The organism is Enterococcus sp. DIV0170 (assembly GCF_051710765.1).
GTDB classification, from domain to species: domain Bacteria; phylum Bacillota; class Bacilli; order Lactobacillales; family Enterococcaceae; genus Enterococcus_A; species Enterococcus_A raffinosus.
Window position 1 is genome coordinate 2,842,727 of the sequence record NZ_JBIOLG010000001.1, and the last position, 21,060, is coordinate 2,863,786.

At 43.9% G+C, this 21,060-nt stretch carries 12 protein-coding genes, 25 tRNA genes, 2 rRNA genes, 1 riboswitch and 1 other annotated feature; of the genes, 5 read left to right on the top strand and 34 right to left on the bottom strand.

The features are described 5' to 3' along the window. The first annotated feature begins 110 nt into the window (after positions 1 to 110). A complete protein-coding gene (locus IGI50_RS13610; protein WP_438777324.1) occupies positions 111 to 962 on the top strand; it encodes an RluA family pseudouridine synthase in 852 nt (283 codons plus the stop codon). Between the two features lie 100 nt (positions 963 to 1,062). Here the strand turns inward: IGI50_RS13610 and IGI50_RS13615 are convergent, their stop codons facing one another. Both IGI50_RS13615 and IGI50_RS13620 read right to left on the bottom strand, forming a co-directional pair. Further along, the gene (locus tag IGI50_RS13615) at positions 1,063 to 1,722 is read right to left on the bottom strand and encodes a LysM peptidoglycan-binding domain-containing protein (RefSeq protein ID WP_438777325.1); all 660 of its coding nucleotides are present in this window, start codon (positions 1,720 to 1,722) and stop codon (positions 1,063 to 1,065) included. 416 nt (positions 1,723 to 2,138) lie between these two features. After that, on the bottom strand, positions 2,139 to 3,776 hold the full coding sequence (locus IGI50_RS13620) for a putative polysaccharide biosynthesis protein (RefSeq protein ID WP_438777326.1): 1,638 nt from the start codon (positions 3,774 to 3,776) through the stop codon (positions 2,139 to 2,141). 125 nt (positions 3,777 to 3,901) lie between these two features. On the opposite strand from IGI50_RS13620, the gene IGI50_RS13625 reads away from it, so the two are divergent. Next, positions 3,902 to 5,398 (top strand): UDP-N-acetylmuramoyl-L-alanyl-D-glutamate--L-lysine ligase, encoded by a 1,497-nt coding sequence (locus IGI50_RS13625; RefSeq protein WP_438777327.1) that lies wholly within the window; start codon positions 3,902 to 3,904, stop codon positions 5,396 to 5,398. Between the two features lie 12 nt (positions 5,399 to 5,410). Here IGI50_RS13625 and IGI50_RS13630 read toward each other — a convergent pair whose 3' ends face one another. Together IGI50_RS13630 and leuS are read right to left on the bottom strand one after the other, a co-directional pair. After that, on the bottom strand, positions 5,411 to 6,301 hold the full coding sequence (locus tag IGI50_RS13630) for an NAD(P)H-dependent flavin oxidoreductase (protein ID WP_438777596.1): 891 nt from the start codon (positions 6,299 to 6,301) through the stop codon (positions 5,411 to 5,413). Positions 6,302 to 6,414: 113 nt separating this feature from the next. After that, positions 6,415 to 8,928: a leucine--tRNA ligase gene (gene leuS, locus IGI50_RS13635; protein WP_438777328.1), complete on the bottom strand. Its 2,514-nt coding sequence runs from the start codon at positions 8,926 to 8,928 to the stop codon at positions 6,415 to 6,417. A 417-nt stretch (positions 8,929 to 9,345) separates the two neighbouring features. Further along, positions 9,346 to 9,538: a binding site (T-box leader), on the bottom strand. 138 nt (positions 9,539 to 9,676) lie between these two features. Here leuS and IGI50_RS13640 point away from each other — a divergent pair. From IGI50_RS13640 to IGI50_RS13650, 3 genes are read left to right on the top strand one after another with little or no spacing between them, the layout of a single operon-like run. Beyond that, positions 9,677 to 10,336, top strand: coding sequence for a phosphatase PAP2 family protein (locus IGI50_RS13640; protein WP_222225996.1), 660 nt, complete (start codon positions 9,677 to 9,679; stop codon positions 10,334 to 10,336). Beyond that, positions 10,333 to 11,313: a TIGR01212 family radical SAM protein gene (locus tag IGI50_RS13645; RefSeq protein ID WP_438777329.1), complete on the top strand. Its 981-nt coding sequence runs from the start codon at positions 10,333 to 10,335 to the stop codon at positions 11,311 to 11,313. The genes IGI50_RS13640 and IGI50_RS13645 overlap by 4 nt, the downstream gene beginning before the upstream one ends. Then, positions 11,288 to 11,851: a class I SAM-dependent methyltransferase gene (locus IGI50_RS13650; protein WP_438777330.1), complete on the top strand. Its 564-nt coding sequence runs from the start codon at positions 11,288 to 11,290 to the stop codon at positions 11,849 to 11,851. Before IGI50_RS13645 ends, IGI50_RS13650 begins: the two co-directional genes overlap by 26 nt. 7 nt (positions 11,852 to 11,858) lie before the next feature. On the opposite strand, the gene IGI50_RS13655 is transcribed toward IGI50_RS13650, so the two are convergent. From IGI50_RS13655 to IGI50_RS13800, 30 genes are all read right to left on the bottom strand, one after another. Beyond that, positions 11,859 to 12,647 carry an alpha/beta hydrolase gene (locus tag IGI50_RS13655; RefSeq protein WP_438777331.1) on the bottom strand — a complete coding sequence of 263 codons (789 nt, stop codon included), beginning with the start codon at positions 12,645 to 12,647 and terminating at the stop codon, positions 11,859 to 11,861. Positions 12,648 to 12,669: 22 nt separating this feature from the next. Continuing rightward, entirely contained in the window at positions 12,670 to 14,148 is a 1,479-nt protein-coding gene (locus IGI50_RS13660) for an MDR family MFS transporter (RefSeq protein WP_438777332.1), read from the bottom strand. A gap of 116 nt (positions 14,149 to 14,264) precedes the next feature. Beyond that, entirely contained in the window at positions 14,265 to 15,455 is a 1,191-nt protein-coding gene (metK, locus tag IGI50_RS13665; RefSeq protein ID WP_438777333.1) for a methionine adenosyltransferase, read from the bottom strand. Continuing rightward, a riboswitch (SMK box riboswitch) is annotated at positions 15,453 to 15,536 on the bottom strand. It overlaps the preceding gene by 3 nt. Positions 15,537 to 15,649: 113 nt before the next feature. Then, positions 15,650 to 15,721: transfer RNA gene (locus IGI50_RS13670), tRNA-Glu, on the bottom strand. 14 nt (positions 15,722 to 15,735) lie between these two features. Next, positions 15,736 to 15,823, bottom strand: a tRNA-Ser gene (locus IGI50_RS13675). A gap of 23 nt (positions 15,824 to 15,846) precedes the next feature. Beyond that, positions 15,847 to 15,920: transfer RNA gene (locus IGI50_RS13680), tRNA-Ile, on the bottom strand. 14 nt (positions 15,921 to 15,934) lie between these two features. Continuing rightward, positions 15,935 to 16,005 (bottom strand) — tRNA-Gly (locus IGI50_RS13685). 8 nt (positions 16,006 to 16,013) lie between these two features. Beyond that, positions 16,014 to 16,086: transfer RNA gene (locus IGI50_RS13690), tRNA-Phe, on the bottom strand. A gap of 5 nt (positions 16,087 to 16,091) precedes the next feature. Continuing rightward, positions 16,092 to 16,164 (bottom strand) — tRNA-Asp (locus IGI50_RS13695). 18 nt (positions 16,165 to 16,182) lie between these two features. Next, positions 16,183 to 16,256: transfer RNA gene (locus IGI50_RS13700), tRNA-Met, on the bottom strand. Between the two features lie 18 nt (positions 16,257 to 16,274). Next, positions 16,275 to 16,364, bottom strand: a tRNA-Ser gene (locus IGI50_RS13705). Between the two features lie 12 nt (positions 16,365 to 16,376). Continuing rightward, a tRNA-Glu gene (locus IGI50_RS13710) sits at positions 16,377 to 16,448 on the bottom strand. 10 nt (positions 16,449 to 16,458) lie between these two features. Further along, positions 16,459 to 16,532, bottom strand: a tRNA-Ile gene (locus IGI50_RS13715). A 17-nt stretch (positions 16,533 to 16,549) separates the two neighbouring features. Beyond that, positions 16,550 to 16,620, bottom strand: a tRNA-Gly gene (locus IGI50_RS13720). A 1-nt stretch (position 16,621) separates the two neighbouring features. Beyond that, a tRNA-Asp gene (locus IGI50_RS13725) sits at positions 16,622 to 16,697 on the bottom strand. An 18-nt stretch (positions 16,698 to 16,715) separates the two neighbouring features. Next, positions 16,716 to 16,789, bottom strand: a tRNA-Met gene (locus IGI50_RS13730). A 19-nt stretch (positions 16,790 to 16,808) separates the two neighbouring features. Then, a tRNA-Ser gene (locus tag IGI50_RS13735) sits at positions 16,809 to 16,898 on the bottom strand. Between the two features lie 15 nt (positions 16,899 to 16,913). Further along, a tRNA-Ile gene (locus tag IGI50_RS13740) sits at positions 16,914 to 16,987 on the bottom strand. Positions 16,988 to 17,001: 14 nt separating this feature from the next. Beyond that, positions 17,002 to 17,075 (bottom strand) — tRNA-Met (locus IGI50_RS13745). Positions 17,076 to 17,088: 13 nt separating this feature from the next. After that, positions 17,089 to 17,161, bottom strand: a tRNA-Ala gene (locus IGI50_RS13750). Positions 17,162 to 17,176: 15 nt separating this feature from the next. Then, positions 17,177 to 17,250: transfer RNA gene (locus IGI50_RS13755), tRNA-Pro, on the bottom strand. 3 nt (positions 17,251 to 17,253) lie between these two features. Further along, positions 17,254 to 17,327: transfer RNA gene (locus IGI50_RS13760), tRNA-Arg, on the bottom strand. A 13-nt stretch (positions 17,328 to 17,340) separates the two neighbouring features. Then, positions 17,341 to 17,426: transfer RNA gene (locus IGI50_RS13765), tRNA-Leu, on the bottom strand. 22 nt (positions 17,427 to 17,448) lie between these two features. Continuing rightward, positions 17,449 to 17,520 (bottom strand) — tRNA-Gly (locus IGI50_RS13770). 4 nt (positions 17,521 to 17,524) lie between these two features. Beyond that, positions 17,525 to 17,597 (bottom strand) — tRNA-Thr (locus IGI50_RS13775). A gap of 18 nt (positions 17,598 to 17,615) precedes the next feature. Continuing rightward, positions 17,616 to 17,697 (bottom strand) — tRNA-Leu (locus IGI50_RS13780). Positions 17,698 to 17,706: 9 nt separating this feature from the next. Further along, a tRNA-Lys gene (locus IGI50_RS13785) sits at positions 17,707 to 17,779 on the bottom strand. Between the two features lie 3 nt (positions 17,780 to 17,782). Beyond that, positions 17,783 to 17,855: transfer RNA gene (locus IGI50_RS13790), tRNA-Val, on the bottom strand. Positions 17,856 to 17,861: 6 nt separating this feature from the next. Then, positions 17,862 to 17,977 (bottom strand): 5S ribosomal RNA (rrf, locus tag IGI50_RS13795). Positions 17,978 to 18,055: 78 nt separating this feature from the next. Beyond that, positions 18,056 to 20,968, bottom strand: a 23S ribosomal RNA gene (locus tag IGI50_RS13800). Positions 20,969 to 21,060: the final 92 nt, after the last annotated feature.

Below are 21,060 nucleotides of genomic sequence, written 5' to 3' on the forward strand. Positions count from 1 at the left end.
GCCGGATGAATGATTTATTTTACTCAATAAAAAGAAAAAATAAGCTTCAGTTACTTGCTCACTTAAGTAGCTATCTTCTTATTTTAAAACCCGTAAAAAGGAGCGATTCAATGAAATTCACCATGACTCTGCCTGAACATACTGTTGAAATGCCTATTAAAGATTTACTGGAGCAGGAATGGCTAGTCCCGCGAAAGGTTCGCCATTTTATTCGAACACGCAAAGGCCTGCTGATTAATGGCGAAGTTTGTCATTTCCAATCAATCGTTCATCCTGGAGATACGATTACTATCCTTCTTGAGGCCAGCGATTATCCGGAACGGAAGATCCTGTTGGGCGACAAAAAACAAATTAAGGTACTTTACGAAGATGAACATTTAATCATTGTTAATAAGCCCATAGGCATGAAAACCCACCCCAATCAGCCAGATGAGCGCGATACTTTATTCAATCATTTAGCCGCCTATTTAGCACCAGATTTCCAGCCTCACGTGGTTCATCGCCTAGACAAAGAAACCAGCGGCGCGATTGTTTTTGCGAAAAACCCTTTTGTCTTACCAATCTTAGGGCGTCTATTAGAGCAAAAAAAAATTTATCGTCGCTACCAAGCGGTCGTTCACGGAACAATCAAAAAAGATTTAACCATCAATAAAAAAATTGGCCGTGATCGTCATGATCGGCGCAAACGACGAATCGATCCAAAAGGTGGTAAGCCTGCCATCACTCATGTCACTGTCGCCGAGCAATCAACAAATCAAACAGCGATTTTTTGTCAATTAGAAACCGGCAGGACCCATCAAATTCGCGTTCATCTTGCTAGTATCGGGCACCCATTAATCGGAGACCCCTTATATAGTAAAAATCCCCGCGGACGATTAATGTTGCATGCTTGTGAGCTGCATTTGCTCCATCCTTTTACCAATCAAAAAATAGCCGTACGAGCTTTACCAGGATTATGGTGAAAATAAACCAGTTCGGACAGAATGGCTCTGTTTAAACTGGTTTTTTTCCATATAAAAAGCCAAGATCTCATTATGAGGTCTTGGCGTAAAATCGTCTATCTTAGTACCAACCGTTTGCTTGCCAGAAAGCTTGCGCGCCTTCCCATGAGCCATAACGAGAAGTTACATATTGATCAGCAACACGTTCTTGGTTTGCTTCAGAATAGTCACCATTTAAGTATGAAGCTGATAATTGGTAACGTCCGATGTATTGACCGTTAGTAGCTGAATAAGAACCACCTGATTCACGTTGAGCAATCCATTCTTTTGCTGAAGAAGTTGTCGCTGCAGTCGTTGCTGGAGCTGCTTCTTGTACTGGCGCTGCTTGTTGAACAGGAGCTGCTTGTGTTTGTTGTACAGGAGCTGTTGCTGCTTGTACTGGTGCCGCTTCTTGTGCAGGTACTTCTGTGGAAGCTTGAATTGTTGTTGTTTCTTGAACAGTTTCAACTGCTTGTGTTTTTTCTTCTTTTGCTGCTTTTCCTTCACTATCAATCGTTAATTCTTGACCAGCAAAAATCATGTTTACGTTAGAAATTTTATTTGCTTTTGCAATTGCTTCTACTAAGCTGTCGTTACCAGCAAACTTGTGTGAGATTTTTGATAAAGTATCGCCCGCTTCTACTGTGTATGTTTCTGAAGCGTGTGCATCTGTAGCTCCCATCGCTAAACCTGCACCTGCTGCTAATACTGTACTAAAAAGAAATGTTTTCCCTAATTTCATTATGTAACTTCCTCCGATTTTTCTTATGTCATTGTTCTTCTGTCTTCTTGACTACGAGTGCTACTTTACCATCCTTTTGTATTTCATGGGTAATATTAATGTAACAGTTCATTACAGAAACATAAAACTATGTAACAAAACGCCGGTGTGTGTGTCACTTTGAAATATATTACTTTTATTCTTATTAAATAAAAATCAGTATCCAAGCCTTTTCCAGCAGATGTAACTGTTTTACTCTTGTATTACAAAAATTATCTTTAGAAATATTGCAATCTTTTTGTAAAGAAAAGAAAAGAAAAAAACTTGTTCTTTTCGAATTATTTTGCAAATATTTTTTGTAGAATTTGAATTTAATCGTTGATTTATAATAAAAAAATACTTCCGTTCTATATAAAAGAACGGAAGTAGAAACAGTTTTATTTAATATGAAGTCTTCTGCGCCATTTTCTTGCCTGCGGCCCAACTAATTTGTCAACTAAGCGTATCTTCAAACTCAAATAGAAATAAACCATTCCGCCAGCTCCCGCCGTCAGTAGACAAATAACAAGAGCTGAAACCCGAGATGAAGGATCAAAGGCTAAATAGCTTAATTGCCGAACAACAACAGCAACAATCAGCATTAGGATCGCTAAAATAAAAATCAACACACAGCGACGAAAAGCCAGCTTATAATTGGCGTGGACGACTCTTCGTAATTTCCATAAGCATAAGCCGCAGGTAAAACTTAGTCCGATAAATGTAGCCACTAAGGGTCCATAGACTTCCAGTAATTCAATTAACGGTACCTGGATGACTATTTTTAACAGCAGCCCAGCTAACCAATACCTCACAGCAATACGGCTGTGGGAGATGCCTTGCAAAGTCGTGGACAGCATCATAAATAAAGCTGAAATAAATCCAGCCCAACAGGCAGCGACCAAGACGCGACTCCCTAATAGATCGGCTGAATAAAAGACCGTATTCAAAGGATAGGCCAACAAAATCATCCCAAAAACAGCCGGCAGCATGATAAAAGCAAACAATTGGATATTCGTGTTCACCAGTTTAGCCAGCTCTGGCCGACGTCGTTGCGTGAAAAGTTCCGTCAACATCGGCAAGCTTGTCAATGCTAATGAGGTCCCTAAGGCAACCACCACCATCGTCAGCTTATCTGGGTTCGCGCTGAAAAGGGTATATAAGGCAACTAATTGCTCGTGGCTATAGTTCGTGTTGGCACTCATCGTATGGATAAACGTGACCTGATCTACTAATTTATAAATGGTGATTCCGCTTCCTAGTAAAATAAAAGGGATCGCTTGGCGAACCGTTTCAATCAATAATTTCTTCGTGTCAATCGCCACTTTATTCCGACTAGGTTGAAATTGCTTGTTTTCTTGCTTATGCTTTTTGAACCAATAAAAAAGTAAAACAGCATAAGAACCGATCATCCCAACTGAAGCAGCAAAGGTCGATTGAATCACTGCATTTAAGTAATCGCCTTTCATAACCTTCATGATGATGAAAACACTTAAAAGCATGTATAGGACTCGAAGCGCCTGTTCAACTAATTGAGAAATCGCAGAAGGCCGCATATCCTGCTGACCCTGAAAATAGCCTCGTAAAACGCTCATACATGGAAAGGCCACGACCGCGATGCTCAATGCCTGGATCACAGGAATTAGTTCACGACCACCACCTGATAAACCAGCTAATAACGGAGCAGTGAAGAACATGACTCCACCAAAGACAATCCCTAAGATCGCTGTTGCCTGCAGAGCCTTGATGAATAACCGATGACTCGTTTGATAGTCACCCATAGAATTGTAACGAGCGACCTGCTTCGCAATTGCCCCAGGTAATCCCGCAGTGGAGATCATCATGAACAACGCATAAAAGGTATAACCCATATTAAATAAGCCATTCGCCGCTCGGGCATTTTCTCCCATCCAGGCGTACCATGGAATAATATATATTGCCCCCAGCAGTCGGGAAAAAATACTTCCGATCGACATCCATGCCGATCCCTGAATCATTTTCTCCTGATAGCTCAGATCACTTGGTCGTGTCTCTTTCATGGTCTCCTCCTTAAAAATCGTTACTCTTATAGTAAAGCTAAATCGCGTTCCTGACAATCACTCTTTACTTTTTCTAAGCCTGAGCTATGCTATAATAGCCTAGACTATATATTGGAGGTCTCAACATGCTGACACTTACCCAAATTCAACAAATACTTGAAAAAGAAAATCTTTTACGGGAGTTCATCACACCAACGCATTGGACACTGACTGCTCCCTTTGACAAAGACTTCGAAAAAATTTCTTACGACTCACGTGAAGTCGATAGCACCACACTTTTTTTCTGTAAAGGCAATAATTTTCAACAGCGCTTTTTAGAACAAGCACTGAAAGACGGTTTAACCTGTTATATTGCAGAACAGCCCTACGAGGTGGCGGCAGAATTGGCGATTATTGTAACCGACATTCGTAAAGCACTAGCCCTTCTAAGTATGGCATTTTACGATTACCCGCAAGAAAAATTGAAGCTGATCGGCATCACCGGAACGAAGGGAAAAACAACCGTTGCTTATTTTACAAAACAAATTTTAGATCTCGCTACAAATAAAAAGACCGCATTGCTATCTACTTTAAATACAACCTTAGACGGCGTTACTTTTTTCAAATCAAAGCTGACAACACCGGAATCTTTAGACTTATATCGCATGATGGCAGAGGCCGTAGCAAACGGTATGACACATCTAGTCATGGAGGTCTCTTCCCAAGCCTATAAAGTCGCACGCGTTTATGGCTTAACTTTTGATGTAGGGATCTTTCTAAATATCTCGCCTGATCATATCGGGCCCATTGAACACCCAACATTTGAAGATTACTTCTATTGTAAACGACAATTGGTGGCAAATTCTCGTCAAGTCATTCTGCAGCATGAAATCGATCATTTTGATCTGCTGCAGGAATTAGCCGAAAAACAAATGATTCCCGTTATCACCTACGGGAATGAGGCAGCGGATTATCAGGTGAAGCCGTTAGACCATCCGCTAGCATTTGCTCTATCCAGTACAGAGGATCGATTGGAGCTAAATGGCGAGTATAAAATTTTGCTGGCTGGTGATTTCAACAAGGAAAATGCCGCTGCTGCTTTAATCGCTAGTGCGTTAGTAGGCGCAGATCAAGCAGCCGGTCGCCAAGGTCTGGCTGAGGCCTTGGTCCCCGGTCGAATGAATCTGCTGCTGAAATCAAATGGCGCCCACATCTATGTGGATTATGCCCATAATTATCTAAGCATGAAATCCTTGTTAGCCTTTGCGAAGGAGCAGCACCTGAACGGGAAACTTCTGGTGATCACCGGCTCTACCGGTAATAAAGCCGAATCTCGCCGTGACGGACTAGGACAAGCGATTGGAGAATATGCCGACATCGCTGTTCTGACTAGTGACGATCCAAACTTTGAAGATCCAAAAAAAATCGCAGACGAAATCCAGCAAGGCATCCAAAACGATCGTGTCCGTGTCCACTTTGAAGCCAATCGTAAGAAAGCCATCAGAGAAGCGATTCATAATGCCGGACCAAACGATGCCATCATTTTAGCGGGAAAAGGAACCGACAAATATATGACCGTCAATGGTGAAGATCTTCCTTATGAAGGTGACTACCATTTGGCTGAAGCGTTTATTAAAGACTAACGGGGCACCCCGTTAGTCTATTTTTATCCTTTCACTCACGTACTTAGCTTCTCTATACAGTTCTTCGATTAGATCCTTTGCTTGCTTCACTTGGGTCAGTAATCCGGCAATCTGCCCAGACATCACGCATCCTTGTTCAATATCTCCCTGATCTGCTGCAGACCGTAACGCTTCCAATGTAAATGCCTCATTTGGTGACTCTGCCGTCAAACGATTTTTTAATCCGCGGATCGCTCCACCTTTACGAATCACTGTTGTAGCGGTATCGTTTGCTCGGATAATCGCCTGCTGATAGTTTTCGTGAATGGGACATTCTGCTGCTAGCAAAAAAGCGGTGCCCATTTGAACCCCCTGTGCCCCCAAAGCAAATGCCGCCGCCATCCCGCGACCATCACCGATGCCTCCTGCTGCAATCAATGGTAGCTCAGTCGCTTGTGCTACTTGCGGTATCAGCGTCATCGTCGTAGTCTCACCAATGTGCCCGCCAGCCTCCATTCCCTCAGCAATGATCCCGTCAACACCCAATTGCTCCATCTTTTTCGCTAATTTCACGGAAGGAACGACAGGAAACACTTTGATCCCAGCCTGTTTTAGCTGTTTCATATGAGGTTTAGGTGTTCCTGCACCAGTCGTAACGATTTTTACTTTTTCTTCAATCAGTAGGTCAACTTGTTCCGAAATATTGTCCATTTGCAGCATCAAGTTAACAGCGAAAGGCTTGTCTGTACGTTTTTTCGTTTCACGAATCTGTTCTCGCAACTCTTCTCCACTTAATCCACCTGCCGCAATAATTCCTAATCCACCAGCTTCAGATACAGCACTGACTAACGGATAACGGGCGATATGAGCCATTGCTCCTTGAAAAATTGGATATTGGATACCTAACAACTCAGTAATTTTCATCAATTAAATCCCTCACTCCCTTTTTCTCCATCCTAGCACAGCTGAACAAAGTGCCGCTTCATATTTTTACTAAAAAAACTACCTCGTAAATAAATACGAGATAGTTCATTTGGCTAATTTGCGACAATATTGACCAATTTATTTGGTACAACAATTACTTTACGAATCGTTTTGCCTTCAATATTTCGTTGGATATGTTCATCAGCCAGTGCAAGTTTTTCTAACTCCTCTTTGGCTAAATCAACTGCAACCATTACTTTTGAACGAACCTTGCCGTTGACTTGTAAAATGACTTCAATTTCATTTTCAACTAGCGCCTCTTCATCATACGTTGGCCAAGCAACATGAGAAATGCCGCCTTCATGTCCTAGGATCGCCCAAAGCTCTTCTGCAATGTGCGGTGCAAGCGGTGCAAGCAATTGTACAAACCCTTCTACATATTCATAGGTCAACGCTTCTGCTTTATATGCGTCATTGACGAAAACCATCAATTGAGAAATAGCTGTGTTCAAGTGGAGGTTTTCCATATCTTCGGTTACTTTTTTAACGGTTTGATTGTAGACCTTAGTTAATGATCCATCGTTGAAAGTTGTGATATGATCTCGCATTTTACCCTCTTCATCTACAATCAAGCGCCATACGCGATCCAAGAATTTCCGAGAACCTTCAAGTCCGTTTTCACTCCAAGCAATCGATGCATCCAAAGGTCCCATAAACATTTCGTACATCCGTAAAGTATCGGCGCCATATTGTTCAACAACATCATCAGGATTGACTACATTTTTCAATGATTTACTCATTTTTGCAGGCGCTTCTTCCAGTTCTTCACCTGTTTCGATGCTAAACCATTTGCCATCGCGTTTTTCTACCATGTTCGTTGGTACTAACGCCCCACGACTATCACGGAAGCTTTGGCCTAAGATCATCCCTTGGTTATATAATTTTTGGAAGGGTTCATTTGTTGGCACCACACCGATATCATACAAGAATTTATGCCAGAAGCGAACATATAATAGATGCAACACCGCATGTTCAGCTCCACCTATATAAAGATCCACCGGCATCCAGCGTTTCAGTTTGTCATAATCCGCCAAGGCTTCTTTGTTGTGGGGATCGATGAAGCGCAAGTAGTACCATGAGCTGCCTGCCCATTGCGGCATCGTATTGGTTTCACGACGACCTTTTTTACCGGTAATCGGATCCACTACATTGACCCATTCTTCAATGTTGGCCAATGGAGATTCACCCGTACCGCTTGGTTTGATGTCTGTTGTTTTTGGTAATTCTAAAGGCAATTCATAATCAGGCACTAAACCAGTTGTTCCATCTTCCCAGTGAATGACCGGAATTGGTTCACCCCAATAACGTTGACGAGAGAACAGCCAGTCACGCAGACGGTAACTGATTTCTTTCTTCCCACAGCCATGTTCTTCCAACCAAGCAACCATTTGATCAATAGCATCTTGTTTATTCATTCCATCTAAAAATTCTGAATTGATATGTGGTCCGTCACCTGTGAAGGCTTCCTTCTCAACATCGCCGCCTTCAAGTACAGGAATGATTGGCAGACCAAATGTTTTCGCAAATTCATAATCTCGTTCATCATGGGCAGGAACCGCCATAATAGCACCTGTTCCATAAGAAGCTAAAACATAGTCACCGATCCAGATTGGCATTTTTTCACCGTTGACAGGATTAATCGCATAAGCCCCAGTGAAGACTCCGGTTTTTTCCTTCGCCAAATCTGTCCGATTCAATTCTGATTTTTTCGATGCTTCTTCGATGTAGGCATCGACAGCCACTTTTTGTTCATCTGTCGTAATCTTTTGTACCAAGTCCAACTCTGGTGCCAACACTGCATAAGTCGCACCGAATAATGTATCTGGACGCGTGGTAAAAACAGTAAAGGTTTCATCGCTGCCGTCAATTTTAAAGCTGACATTCGCACCGATTGAACGGCCAATCCAATTCCGTTGCATTTCTTTGATGCTTTCTGGCCAATCCACCGTTTCCAAATCATCCAGTAAGCGATCCGCATAAGCAGTAATTTTCAGCATCCATTGACGCATAGGTTTACGAATCACATCATAGCCGCCGCGTTCACTCTTGCCGTCAATCACTTCTTCATTAGAAATAACTGTTCCTAATTCAGGAACCCAGTTTACAGGAACCTCCGCTTCATAAGCTAATCCTTTTTCATACATTTGTTCAAAGATCCATTGAGTCCATTTGTAATACTCAGGATCTGTTGTATTCAACTCGCGATTCCAATCATAGCTGAATCCTAGTGCATTGATTTGACGCTTGAAGGTTTCGATGTTTTTCTTAGTAAACTCCGCAGGATCATTTCCTGTATCCAAGGCATATTGTTCTGCTGGCAAACCAAAAGCATCCCATCCCATCGGATGTAGAACATTGTAGCCCTGCGCCCGTTTCATTCGTGAAATGACGTCTGTTGCTGTATAACCTTCCGGATGTCCTACATGCAAGCCCTGTCCAGATGGATACGGAAACATATCCAAGGCATAAAACTTTGGCTTTTCAGGATCATCTTGGGTATTAAAAACATTGTGCTTTGCCCAATATTTTTGCCATTTTTTCTCAATCGCTTTGTGATCGTAACTCATGTTGCTCCTCCTAATAAATAAACTTATTTTGTTTGTAATAATAATATAGCCGCAGTTTCTAAAATGAAACTGAAAAACTAAGACATTTCCTTCTACGAACTCGCTGAAGCGAGAAGTAGAACTGACAGCTAGCTCAAAATAAATGAATGAATTTTCCTTACGCAAAATTCAACCAATCTTCGTACGCATACTATCCAACTAGATACCTTGTACTAATAACATGGCTAAAGATGTTAATCGTTCTCATGCTTTGAATAACTGCGAAAAGTTGGACTAGCAGCTAATTCCAAGTAATGAATCATTTTTCTAAAATACAGAAAAATGGGCTTATCTTCGTCACGCATATCATTCTACTAACTCGCTGAAGCGAGAAGTAGAACTGACAAAAAAAGTCCTACGAAAGCTCAGAAAGAACTCTCATAGGACGTTATCAACGTGGTACCACCTATTTTCATCTGCCAAAAGACAGACCTCAAAAGAAATAACGGTCTTTAACCGGATCAAATGATCATGCTCCAAGGTAAGTTCGAATGGCTCACATGCACACTCACAGCACCGTGCGCTCTCTGAAATGCGATCCTTTTCTACTACTCCTCTTCCGGGCAGCAACTATTCAAAGTAGTTTCATCTTAGCAGATTCCAAAATATTATTCAATTGAATTCCCCTTAAGAATTTCTCTAAAAAATTGTCCCTTTAGCGAAACATGATATAATACTTCTGTTTAGAAAGGGTGAATTAGAAAATATAATGAAAAACAAATCCATTTACCAATTAATCGGTAGTTTCACTTTGCTATTTTTTGCGGCAATGTGTTACATTGTACGCTTTTACCCTGATACATTATCGGGTTTTGACCGAGGAATCATTCATGCAGTCCATCAATTATCGCCTCAAATGAACGGCTATTTTTTATGGGTAACAAAATTCGCGAATCCGATCACCGTCATTCTCCTGACCATTGTGTTCGTCGGCTTATTCTATTTTAATAAACAAAAGATTACAGCACTTTGGTTAGCAATCAGTATGGCGCTAGTCAGTGGTATCGGCAATCATTTGCTCAAGCTGTTTTTCCACCGTGCCCGGCCAACCATTTTGCCACATATGGTAACGGAACATAGCTTTAGCTTTCCAAGCGGACATGCGACAGCTAGTACATTGCTTTACGGCACCCTAATTTTTGTTATGGCTCTGTTCTTTAAAGAAAAAACACCGCGGCTAATTGCTCAGATCATTGTCGGTTTATTGATCTTCAGCATTGTGGTGAGTCGTATCTATCTTGGTGTCCATTATCCGAGTGATGTGCTCGCAGGCGTCCTTTTTGGCAGCAGCTGGCTGCTATTTACTTATCCTTATTACAAGCAGAAGAAATTAGCTTATGATCTAAAAGCAATTAGGAGGAAAAAATGATTTTTCAATATAGTGACGATGAAGCCAAACGCTATCATTCATGGAATTATGCCCTACGGCAGCAATTCGGCGGGAAAATTTTCAAGGTCCCTGTTGATGGCGGCTTTGACTGTCCAAACCGAGACGGAACGGTCGCACACGGCGGCTGTACCTTTTGCAGTGTTTCAGGTTCCGGCGATATGATTGTCGCACCTAGTGATCCGCTGCCGCAGCAATTTCATAAAGAAATCGATATGATGCATCAAAAATGGCCCCATGTGGAGCAATACATCGTCTACTTTCAAAACTTTACGAATACACATGCCCCAGTAGAGGTTATTCGTGAACGTTTCGAGCAAGTCGTTAATCTTCCTGGTGTCGTAGGTTTGTCCGTGGGTACCCGACCAGATTGTCTACCGCCAGAGGTCGTTGATTATTTAGCTGAACTTAATCAACGTCTTTATCTATGGGTAGAGCTAGGGCTACAAACCACTTATGAATCTACCAGTGAAAAAATCAATCGTGCTCATGATTATCCGACCTATGTTGACGCCGTAGCACGTCTGCGGAAACACAACATCAATGTCTGCACCCATTTGATCAACGGTCTACCTGGCGAATCATTAGACATGATGCGAGAAAATGTTCGCCGTACAATTTTAGACTCTGACATCCAAGGAATAAAGCTGCATTTGCTACACTTAATGCGTAATACAAAAATGCTAAGAGATTATGCCGAAGGTCGATTGCAATTAATGAGTAAGGAAGACTATGTGTCTGTCATCTGTGACCAGTTAGAAATGATTCCGCAAGACATTATCATTCATCGTTTGACAGGTGATGCTCCCTGGGACTCATTGATTGGACCTATGTGGAGTTTAAAAAAATGGGAAGTGTTAAATGCGATTGATCAAGAATTGATTCGCCGCGACTCTTATCAGGGGAAATTTGCTCTAAGGAAGGACTTTATTCATGCTGCTAACGGCTCTGCGATATAGTCACCAATTGCTAAAGGAAATAATTTCAGAAGGCGATTATGTTATTGATGCCACAATGGGAAACGGGAACGATACACTTTTTTTAGCTGAACTAGTTGGATCAACCGGACATGTTTATGCTTTTGATATACAAGAGCAAGCACTCCAAAATACCTGTGAAAAATTAGCGGACTATACAGATCGTGCGACACTTTTTCTTGCAGGCCATGAAACGATTGAAGAAAAAATCGCGGTGGATCAACCAATTCAAGCAGCCATTTTTAATCTTGGCTACTTACCAAAAAGTGACAAGCACGTCATTACTCTGCCTGAGACCACTAAACAGGCCATGTCAGCGATTTTGAAACGATTGACCATAGGTGGGCGAATGATTGTCGTCATTTATTATGGTCATGAGGGCGGTGAAGCTGAAAAAAATGAGGTGCTGCATTTTTGCCAAGCCCTGCCGCAAGAAAAATTCAGTGTTCTGAACTATCAATTTATTAATCAAAAAAATAATCCTCCCATCTTATTGTGTGTAGAAAAAAAGAGCGACTGACAAGAAATCAGTCGCTCTTTTCGTTGAACCATTCCAAAACACGTTTGATCCAAGCATCCCAAAATACCCAATCATGTTTTCCAGGTCCCTCTTCAAAGGTCACATTAAGATTTTTTTGCTTCATTTTATGTGCCATGTATTGACTAGCCGGATACAAATCATCTTCTGTTCCACAAGCCAAGAAAAAACGCGGTGCTGATGTTCCACTATCTACTAATTCATTCAATAAACGAACCGGATCATTCACAGAACCCTGAATTTGATCTAATGGACCAAAGATTCCTTGCCAGTAGGCTTCATTTCTCACCAGTAGTAAACTTTCCACATCAGCTAAAACCACGGCACCTGATAAAGAAGCTACCGCGGCAAAATTCTCTGGTTTTGATAGGCCAAGCTTCAACGCGCCATAGCCACCCATTGATAAGCCTGCCGCAAAGGTTTTTTCTCGCTTATGTGTAATCTGAGGAAATAATTCATGGACGATGGTTGGCAGCTCTTCGGAAACAAAGGTCCAATAATTCATATCATAAGTCGTATCTGTATAAAAGCCTAAATCTGTCGAAGGCATAACCACGGCCATCTTATAGTCAGCCACATATCGTTCAATAGAGGTGCGTCGTTCCCACACACTGTGATTTCCACCCATTCCATGCAAAAGATACAATACAGGAACATCTTCCGTTACTCCTGCTGTTTCAGTTCCAATTTTTTTATGAGTGGTTTGCGGCAAGATCACATTCATCGCCACTTCCATTTGCAAAACGTTCGAATACACATTTGCCTGTAAAAAAGCCATTCAGTTCAATCCTCCACTTCTTCTATTCTTCGTTTAGTTTAACACTTTTGCTTTGTTTGCCAACCATAAAACTAAAAATCAAAGCCGCTATGATCAACAACAAACCAGCAAAATAGATCCAATGTAAACTATCAAACAGAATTTTTCGTAATTCTATTCGTAAACTTTCTTCAATCTGTAATGCTGTGTGAGGATTAATTAATCGATTCATCACATCCAAATCCACAATTCCTGCCCTCGTCAGTTGTCGTCCGTTTGCGATATTCAAAATGATGCCAAAAAGTGAAACCATCACAGTCTGACCGATCGTACGAGACAAGGTATTAAATGAAGTGGCTACACCAATTTCTTCTTTAGGAACACTGGCTTGTGCCTCCACGGTCGTCGTAGTAACAGACAGGCCGTATCCGATTCCTAAGACCCCCATAATGATGAAGAACAGCCAAAAGGGACTCTGCTGCGGCAACGCTAAAAGAGTACCTCCACCGGCTAAAATAATCATCAAACCGCTGACGATAATCCATTTTGCCGGATACTTACGCAATAATTGACCAGATAAAAAGGACCCGTACATCCAGACAATCGACATGGGAGCTAATACTAGTCCTCCGATTCCAGCCGGTTTTCCTAGAACTCCCTGCATCCACATTGGAATATAGACATCCAGCCCCATCAAAAAGCCACTGATTAAAGCAGCTACAATATTTACACTGGCAAACGTTCGATTCCGAAACAATTTTAAATTGATCACCGGATCTTCGGCCCGTTTTTCGGTACGAATAAATAACCCTAACGAAATCAGACTCACGATAAACAAAGCTAATACCATAACAGTTATCCCTTCATCCCCCAAAAGCTGGAATCCTAGCAAAAGACTAACTAAGGTTAACATTAAGAATAGACTACCAAAGATATCCATCTTTTTCGCTTCATGTGTCTTCTTTTCTTCTACAAAGAAATATTGCAAGAGAGCAATCAATCCTAATCCGATCGGTACATTAATAAAAAATATCCAGTGCCAACCAATCGTATCCACGATGAGTCCACCTGCAAGAGGACCAAATACACTCGCAACACCCCAAGCCGCACTCGTCAGCCCAAGTACTTTTGCTCGCTTTTCAATATCATATAGATCCGCAATAATTGTTAAGGATACCGGCATAATTGCCCCAGCACCGATTCCCTGAATTCCCCGAGCAATGATCAGCGTCAGCATCTCATTTGACATTCCACACAACGCAGATCCTAATACAAATAACAATATGCCTACAATAAAAATCGGCTTTCTTCCAATTTTATCCGCTAATTTCCCGTAAATCGGTGTAATCATAGCATTGGTTAATAAATAAATCGAAAAGACCCAATTCATGATCTCAATACCATGCAAACTTCCTACAATCGTCGGCATCGCTGTCGTTACGATCGTCCCTTCAATCGCTGACATAAATGTCGCGATGAAAATCCCAGCTGTTACAACCTTTACATTTGTTTTTCTTTTCATCTTACCCTCCATATTCCTACTCAACAACTAAATAAAAAGAGACGGTACCATTGATCAACAACATGATCAATAGAAACCGCCTCGTGAACTCCATAAATAATTTATGTCTGTACGATTTATACTAAATTCAAACTTTTTTTCAATGCATCTACTTTATCTAGATGTTCCCAAGGCAAATCGACATCCGTACGACCAAAATGACCATACGCTGCCGTATCGCTGTAAATTGGACGTAGAAGATCAAGCATCTCAATAATTCCAGCTGGGCGTAGATCAAAGTTTTCGCGAATTGCACCGATCAATGCTTCTTCAGAAACTTTTGCCGTTCCAAAGGTATTTACTGAAATAGACACCGGTTGAGCCACACCAATCGCGTAAGCAAGCTGCACTTCTACTTTTTCAGCTAAGCCGGCAGCAACAATATTTTTGGCAATATAACGTGCAGCGTACGAGGCTGAGCGGTCAACTTTTGTTGCGTCCTTACCAGAAAAAGCACCCCCGCCATGACGTGAATAACCACCATAAGTATCAACGATGATTTTACGTCCAGTCAAGCCGGCATCTCCTTGTGGTCCGCCGATTACAAAGCGTCCCGTCGGATTAATAAAATATTTTGTTTTCTCATCTAATAATTCAGCAGGAATTTCGTGTTTGATCACTTTTTCCATTACGTCTTTTTGGATCGTTTCATTATCAACCGCATCATTGTGCTGTGTACTAATGACAACGGTATCCACACGCAATGGTTTCCCATTTTCATCATATTCTACTGTTACTTGCGATTTCGCATCTGGACCAAAGTAAGCCACTTCACCAGATTTACGCAAATCCGCCAAACGTTTTACTAAGTGATGACTCAATGAAATAGGCAATGGCATTAACTCAGGTGTCTCGTTCACTGCAAAACCAAACATCAAACCTTGGTCTCCAGCACCGATGTCATCTAATAATTCTTCTTTCCCACGAGTCTCCAAAGCATCATCCACGCCCTGAGCGATATCAGGTGATTGTTCATCAATTGCTACTAATACAGCTACATTGTCTCCATCAAACCCAAATCTTGATTCAGTATAGCCAATGCGCTTAATTGTTTCACGAACAACCTTTTGGATATCTACATAAGCCGTAGTAGAAATTTCTCCAAAAACTAAAACAAGCCCAGTCGTCACTGAAGTCTCACATGCAACTCTGGCTTTCGGATCCTTTTCCAAAATAGCATCCAAAATAGCGTCACTGATTTGGTCAGCAACCTTATCCGGATGTCCTTCTGAAACTGATTCAGATGTAAATAAACGTCGTTCTTCCATTATAAATATTCCCCCTAATTTTTATTCGGTTACAAGGAATCTCTGGGCCTTTCCAGAGCCTATCGGGAACTTGCAACGACTCGATTATAACAGAAAAATAGCAGCTGTCACTAATAAAACCATCAATAAATCTGAAAACTTATGAAAAATCATTTTCGGCATAAAAAAAAGAGACGTCCAAGAACGTCTCAGGATGACCCGTACGGGACTCGAACCCGTGTTACCGCCGTGAAAGGGCGGTGTCTTAACCGCTTGACCAACGGGCCATAATAATAAAAAACGGAGAAGGAGGGATTTGAACCCTCGCGCCGGTTTCCCGACCTACACCCTTAGCAGGGGCGCCTCTTCAGCCACTTGAGTACTTCCCCAAAAAACCAAAAAGATTTTTTAATGGGCCTAAATGGACTCGAACCATCGACCTCACGCTTATCAGGCGTGCGCTCTAACCAGCTGAGCTATAGGCCCTTCATAAAAACTAAAGCGGGTGACGAGAATCGAACTCGCGACAACAGCTTGGAAGGCTGTGGTTTTACCACTAAACTACACCCGCAAATCTGATGGCGCGGGACAGAATCGAACTGCCGACACATGGAGCTTCAATCCATTGCTCTACCAACTGAGCTACCGAGCCAGAAGCGGTCCCGACGGGATTTGAACCCGCGATCTCCTGCGTGACAGGCAGGCATGTTAACCCCTACACCACGGAACCGTATTTTTTAGTTTTTAATTGCGGGAGCAGGATTTGAACCTACGACCTTCGGGTTATGAGCCCGACGAGCTACCAGACTGCTCCATCCCGCGATAATATTATTCAAAAAAAGGAGGATAAGGGATTCGAACCCTTGCACGGTTTTACCCGCCTGACGGTTTTCAAGACCGTTCCCTTCAGCCGGACTTGGGTAATCCTCCGAATAAAAATAATGACCCGTACGGGACTCGAACCCGTGTTACCGCCGTGAAAGGGCGGTGTCTTAACCGCTTGACCAACGGGCCATAATTTTAATGGGCCTAAATGGACTCGAACCATCGACCTCACGCTTATCAGGCGTGCGCTCTAACCAGCTGAGCTATAGGCCCTTCATAAAAAAACTAAAAGCGGGTGACGAGAATCGAACTCGCGACAACAGCTTGGAAGGCTGTGGTTTTACCACTAAACTACACCCGCATGGCGGTCCCGACGGGATTTGAACCCGCGATCTCCTGCGTGACAGGCAGGCATGTTAACCCCTACACCACGGAACCGTATTTTTTAGTTTTTAATTGCGGGAGCAGGATTTGAACCTACGACCTTCGGGTTATGAGCCCGACGAGCTACCAGACTGCTCCATCCCGCGATAATATTATTCAAAAAAAAGGAGGATAAGGGATTCGAACCCTTGCACGGTTTTACCCGCCTGACGGTTTTCAAGACCGTTCCCTTCAGCCGGACTTGGGTAATCCTCCGTAAAAGAGTCACTATGGACCTTGTAGGACTCGAACCTACGACCGGACGGTTATGAGCCGTCTGCTCTAACCAACTGAGCTAAAGGTCCTGGCTCGAATAAAATCGCGGCGGAGGGGATCGAACCCCCGACCTCCCGGGTATGAACCGGACGCTCTAGCCAGCTGAGCTACACCGCGTTATTAATAAAAATGGAGCCTAGCGGGATCGAACCGCTGACCTCCTGCGTGCAAAGCAGGCGCTCTCCCAGCTGAGCTAAGGCCCCATAATTTTATTTTTATCGGGAAGACAGGATTCGAACCTGCGACCCCTTGGTCCCAAACCAAGTGCTCTACCAAGCTGAGCTACTTCCCGAAATGCACCCGAGAGGACTCGAACCTCTAACCCCTTGATTCGTAGTCAAGTACTCTATCCAATTGAGCTACGGGTGCGTTATTTAGTTAATGCCGAGGACCGGAATCGAACCGGTACGGTGATCACTCACCGCAGGATTTTAAGTCCTGTGCGTCTGCCAGTTCCGCCACCCCGGCGTTGTTCCCTGGTCTTCAGGAAAGCGGAAAACGGGGTTCGAACCCGCGACCCCCACCTTGGCAAGGTGGTGCTCTACCACTGAGCTATTTCCGCATGATGCCGGCTAAAGGACTTGAACCCTCGACCCTCTGATTACAAATCAGATGCTCTACCAACTGAGCTAAGCCGGCAACTACAAAAAAATAAAATGCGGGTGAAGGGACTTGAACCCCCACGCCGTAAGGCGCTAGATCCTAAATCTAGTGCGTCTGCCAATTCCGCCACACCCGCATATTCTTATGAGCCGTACAGGGCTCGAACCTGTGACCCTCTGATTAAAAGTCAGATGCTCTACCAACTGAGCTAACGGCTCATATGGAGGTTAACGGGTTCGAACCGCTGACCCTCTGCTTGTAAGGCAGATGCTCTCCCAGCTGAGCTAAACCTCCATGTTCGCGTGGCGACGTCCTAATCTCACAAGGGGCAACCCCTCACTACAATCGGCGCTAAGAAGCTTAACTTCTGTGTTCGACATGGGAACAGGTGTATCCTTCTCGCTATCGCCACCACACTGCTATTTACTTGAGTAAACTTCGTTCACTCAAAACTGGATCAGAAACGTTTTTAAACGACCGACAATCATTTTATTTTGGTTAAGTCCTCGATCGATTAGTATCAGTCCGCTCCGTACATCACTGCACTTCCACTTCTGACCTATCTACCTGATCATCTCTCAGGGATCTTACTTTCTTAAAGAAATGGGAAATCTCATCTTGAGGTGGGCTTCACACTTAGATGCTTTCAGCGTTTATCCCTTCCCTACATAGCTACCCAGCGATGCCTCTGGCGAGACAACTGGTACACCAGCGGTAAGTCCATCCCGGTCCTCTCGTACTAAGGACAGATCCTCTCAAATTTCCAACGCCCGCGACGGATAGGGACCGAACTGTCTCACGACGTTCTGAACCCAGCTCGCGTGCCGCTTTAATGGGCGAACAGCCCAACCCTTGGGACCGACTACAGCCCCAGGATGCGACGAGCCGACATCGAGGTGCCAAACCTCCCCGTCGATGTGGACTCTTGGGGGAGATAAGCCTGTTATCCCCAGGGTAGCTTTTATCCGTTGAGCGATGGCCCTTCCATGCGGAACCACCGGATCACTAAGCCCGACTTTCGTCCCTGCTCGACTTGTAGGTCTCGCAGTCAAGCTCCCTTGTGCCTTTACACTCTGCGAATGATTTCCAACCATTCTGAGGGAACCTTTGGGCGCCTCCGTTACTCTTTAGGAGGCGACCGCCCCAGTCAAACTGCCCATCTGACACTGTCTCCCACCACGATCAGTGGTGCGGGTTAGAGTGGTCATAACACAAGGGTAGTATCCCACCAGCGCCTCTGTCGAAACTAGCGTCCCGACTTCTACGGCTCCTACCTATCCTGTACATGTGGTACAAACACTCAATATCAAACTGCAGTAAAGCTCCATGGGGTCTTTCCGTCCTGTCGCGGGTAACCTGCATCTTCACAGGTACTAAAATTTCACCGAGTCTCTCGTTGAGACAGTGCCCAAATCGTTACGCCTTTCGTGCGGGTCGGAACTTACCCGACAAGGAATTTCGCTACCTTAGGACCGTTATAGTTACGGCCGCCGTTTACTGGGGCTTCAATTCGTACCTTCGCTTACGCTAAGCACTCCTCTTAACCTTCCAGCACCGGGCAGGCGTCAGCCCCTATACGTCATCTTTCGATTTTGCAGAGACCTGTGTTTTTGATAAACAGTCGCTTGGGCCTATTCACTGCGGCTGATCGTTAGATCAGCACCCCTTCTCCCGAAGTTACGGGGTCATTTTGCCGAGTTCCTTAACGAGAGTTCTCTCGCTCACCTTAGGATTCTCTCCTCGACTACCTGTGTCGGTTTGCGGTACGGGCCATTGTTTTCTCACTAGAAGCTTTTCTCGGCAGTGTGACATCAGGAACTTCGGTACTATTATTTCCCTCCCCATCACAACTTGTCCTTAAAGACGTAAGCATTTGACTCACATCAAGACTTATTGCTTGGACAGACATTTCCAATCGTCTGATTCCTTAGCCTCCTGCGTCCCTCCATTGCTCAAACAAAAACAACGGGTACAGGAATATCAACCTGTTATCCATCGCCTACGCCTTTCGGCCTCGGCTTAGGTCCCGACTAACCCTGGGCGGACGAGCCTTCCCCAGGAAACCTTAGTCATTCGGTGGACAGGATTCTCACCTGTCTTTCGCTACTCATACCGGCATTCTCACTTCTAAGCGCTCCAGCAGTCCTCACGATCTGCCTTCAACGCCCTTAGAACGCTCTCCTACCAACACACCTATTGGTGTGTTCCACAGCTTCGGTAAACTATTTAGCCCCGGTACATTTTCGGCGCAGGGTCACTCGACTAGTGAGCTATTACGCACTCTTTAAATGGTGGCTGCTTCTAAGCCAACATCCTAGTTGTCTGTGCAACCCCACATCCTTTTCCACTTAATAGTTATTTGGGGACCTTAGCTGGTGGTCTGGGCTGTTTCCCTTTCGACTATGGATCTTATCACTCACAGTCTGACTCCCAGAGATGAATGGATGGCATTCGGAGTTTATCTGAATTCGGTAACCCGAGATGGGCCCCTAGTCCAAACAGTGCTCTACCTCCATCATTCTTACTCTGAGGCTAGCCCTAAAGCTATTTCGGAGAGAACCAGCTATCTCCAAGTTCGTTTGGAATTTCTCCGCTACCCACACCTCATCCCCGCACTTTTCAACGTACGTGGGTTCGGTCCTCCAGTGCGTTTTACCGCACCTTCAACCTGGACATGGGTAGATCACATGGTTTCGGGTCTACGACCACTTACTCATTCGCCCTATTCAGACTCGCTTTCGCTGCGGCTCCGTCTTTTCAACTTAACCTCGCAAGTAATCGTAACTCGCCGGTTCATTCTACAAAAGGCACGCTATCACCCATTAACGGGCTCTAACTTGTTGTAGGCACACGGTTTCAGGATCTATTTCACTCCCCTTCCGGGGTGCTTTTCACCTTTCCCTCACGGTACTGGTTCACTATCGGTCACTAGGGAGTATTTAGCCTTGGGAGATGGTCCTCCCGGATTCCGACGGAATTCCTCGTGTTCCGCCGTACTCAGGATCCTCCTAGGTGCCAGTCAAATTTTGTCTACGGGGCTTTTACCCTTTCTAGCAGACCTTTCCAGGTCCTTCGACTATCTCACTGGACTACCATATCGGAGTCCTACAACCCCAAGAGGCAAGCCTCTTGGTTTGGGCTTTTCCCGTTTCGCTCGCCGCTACTCAGGGAATCGATTTTTCTTTCTCTTCCTGCAGGTACTTAGATGTTTCAGTTCTCTGCGTCTACCTCTAATCAGCTATGTATTCACTGAAAAGTAACATCCTATAAAAGATGCTGGGTTCCCCCATTCGGAAATCTCCGGATCAAAGCTTACTTACAGCTCCCCGAAGCATATCGGTGTTAGTCCCGTCCTTCATCGGCTCCTAGTGCCAAGGCATCCACCGTGCGCCCTTATTCACTTAACCTTATCCTAACTTGCGTTAGGGGGTTGATTGTTCCATCTAGCGATAGACTTCCCAATCAGAAAAAATAAGCAATTGAACTTATTTAAAAAACT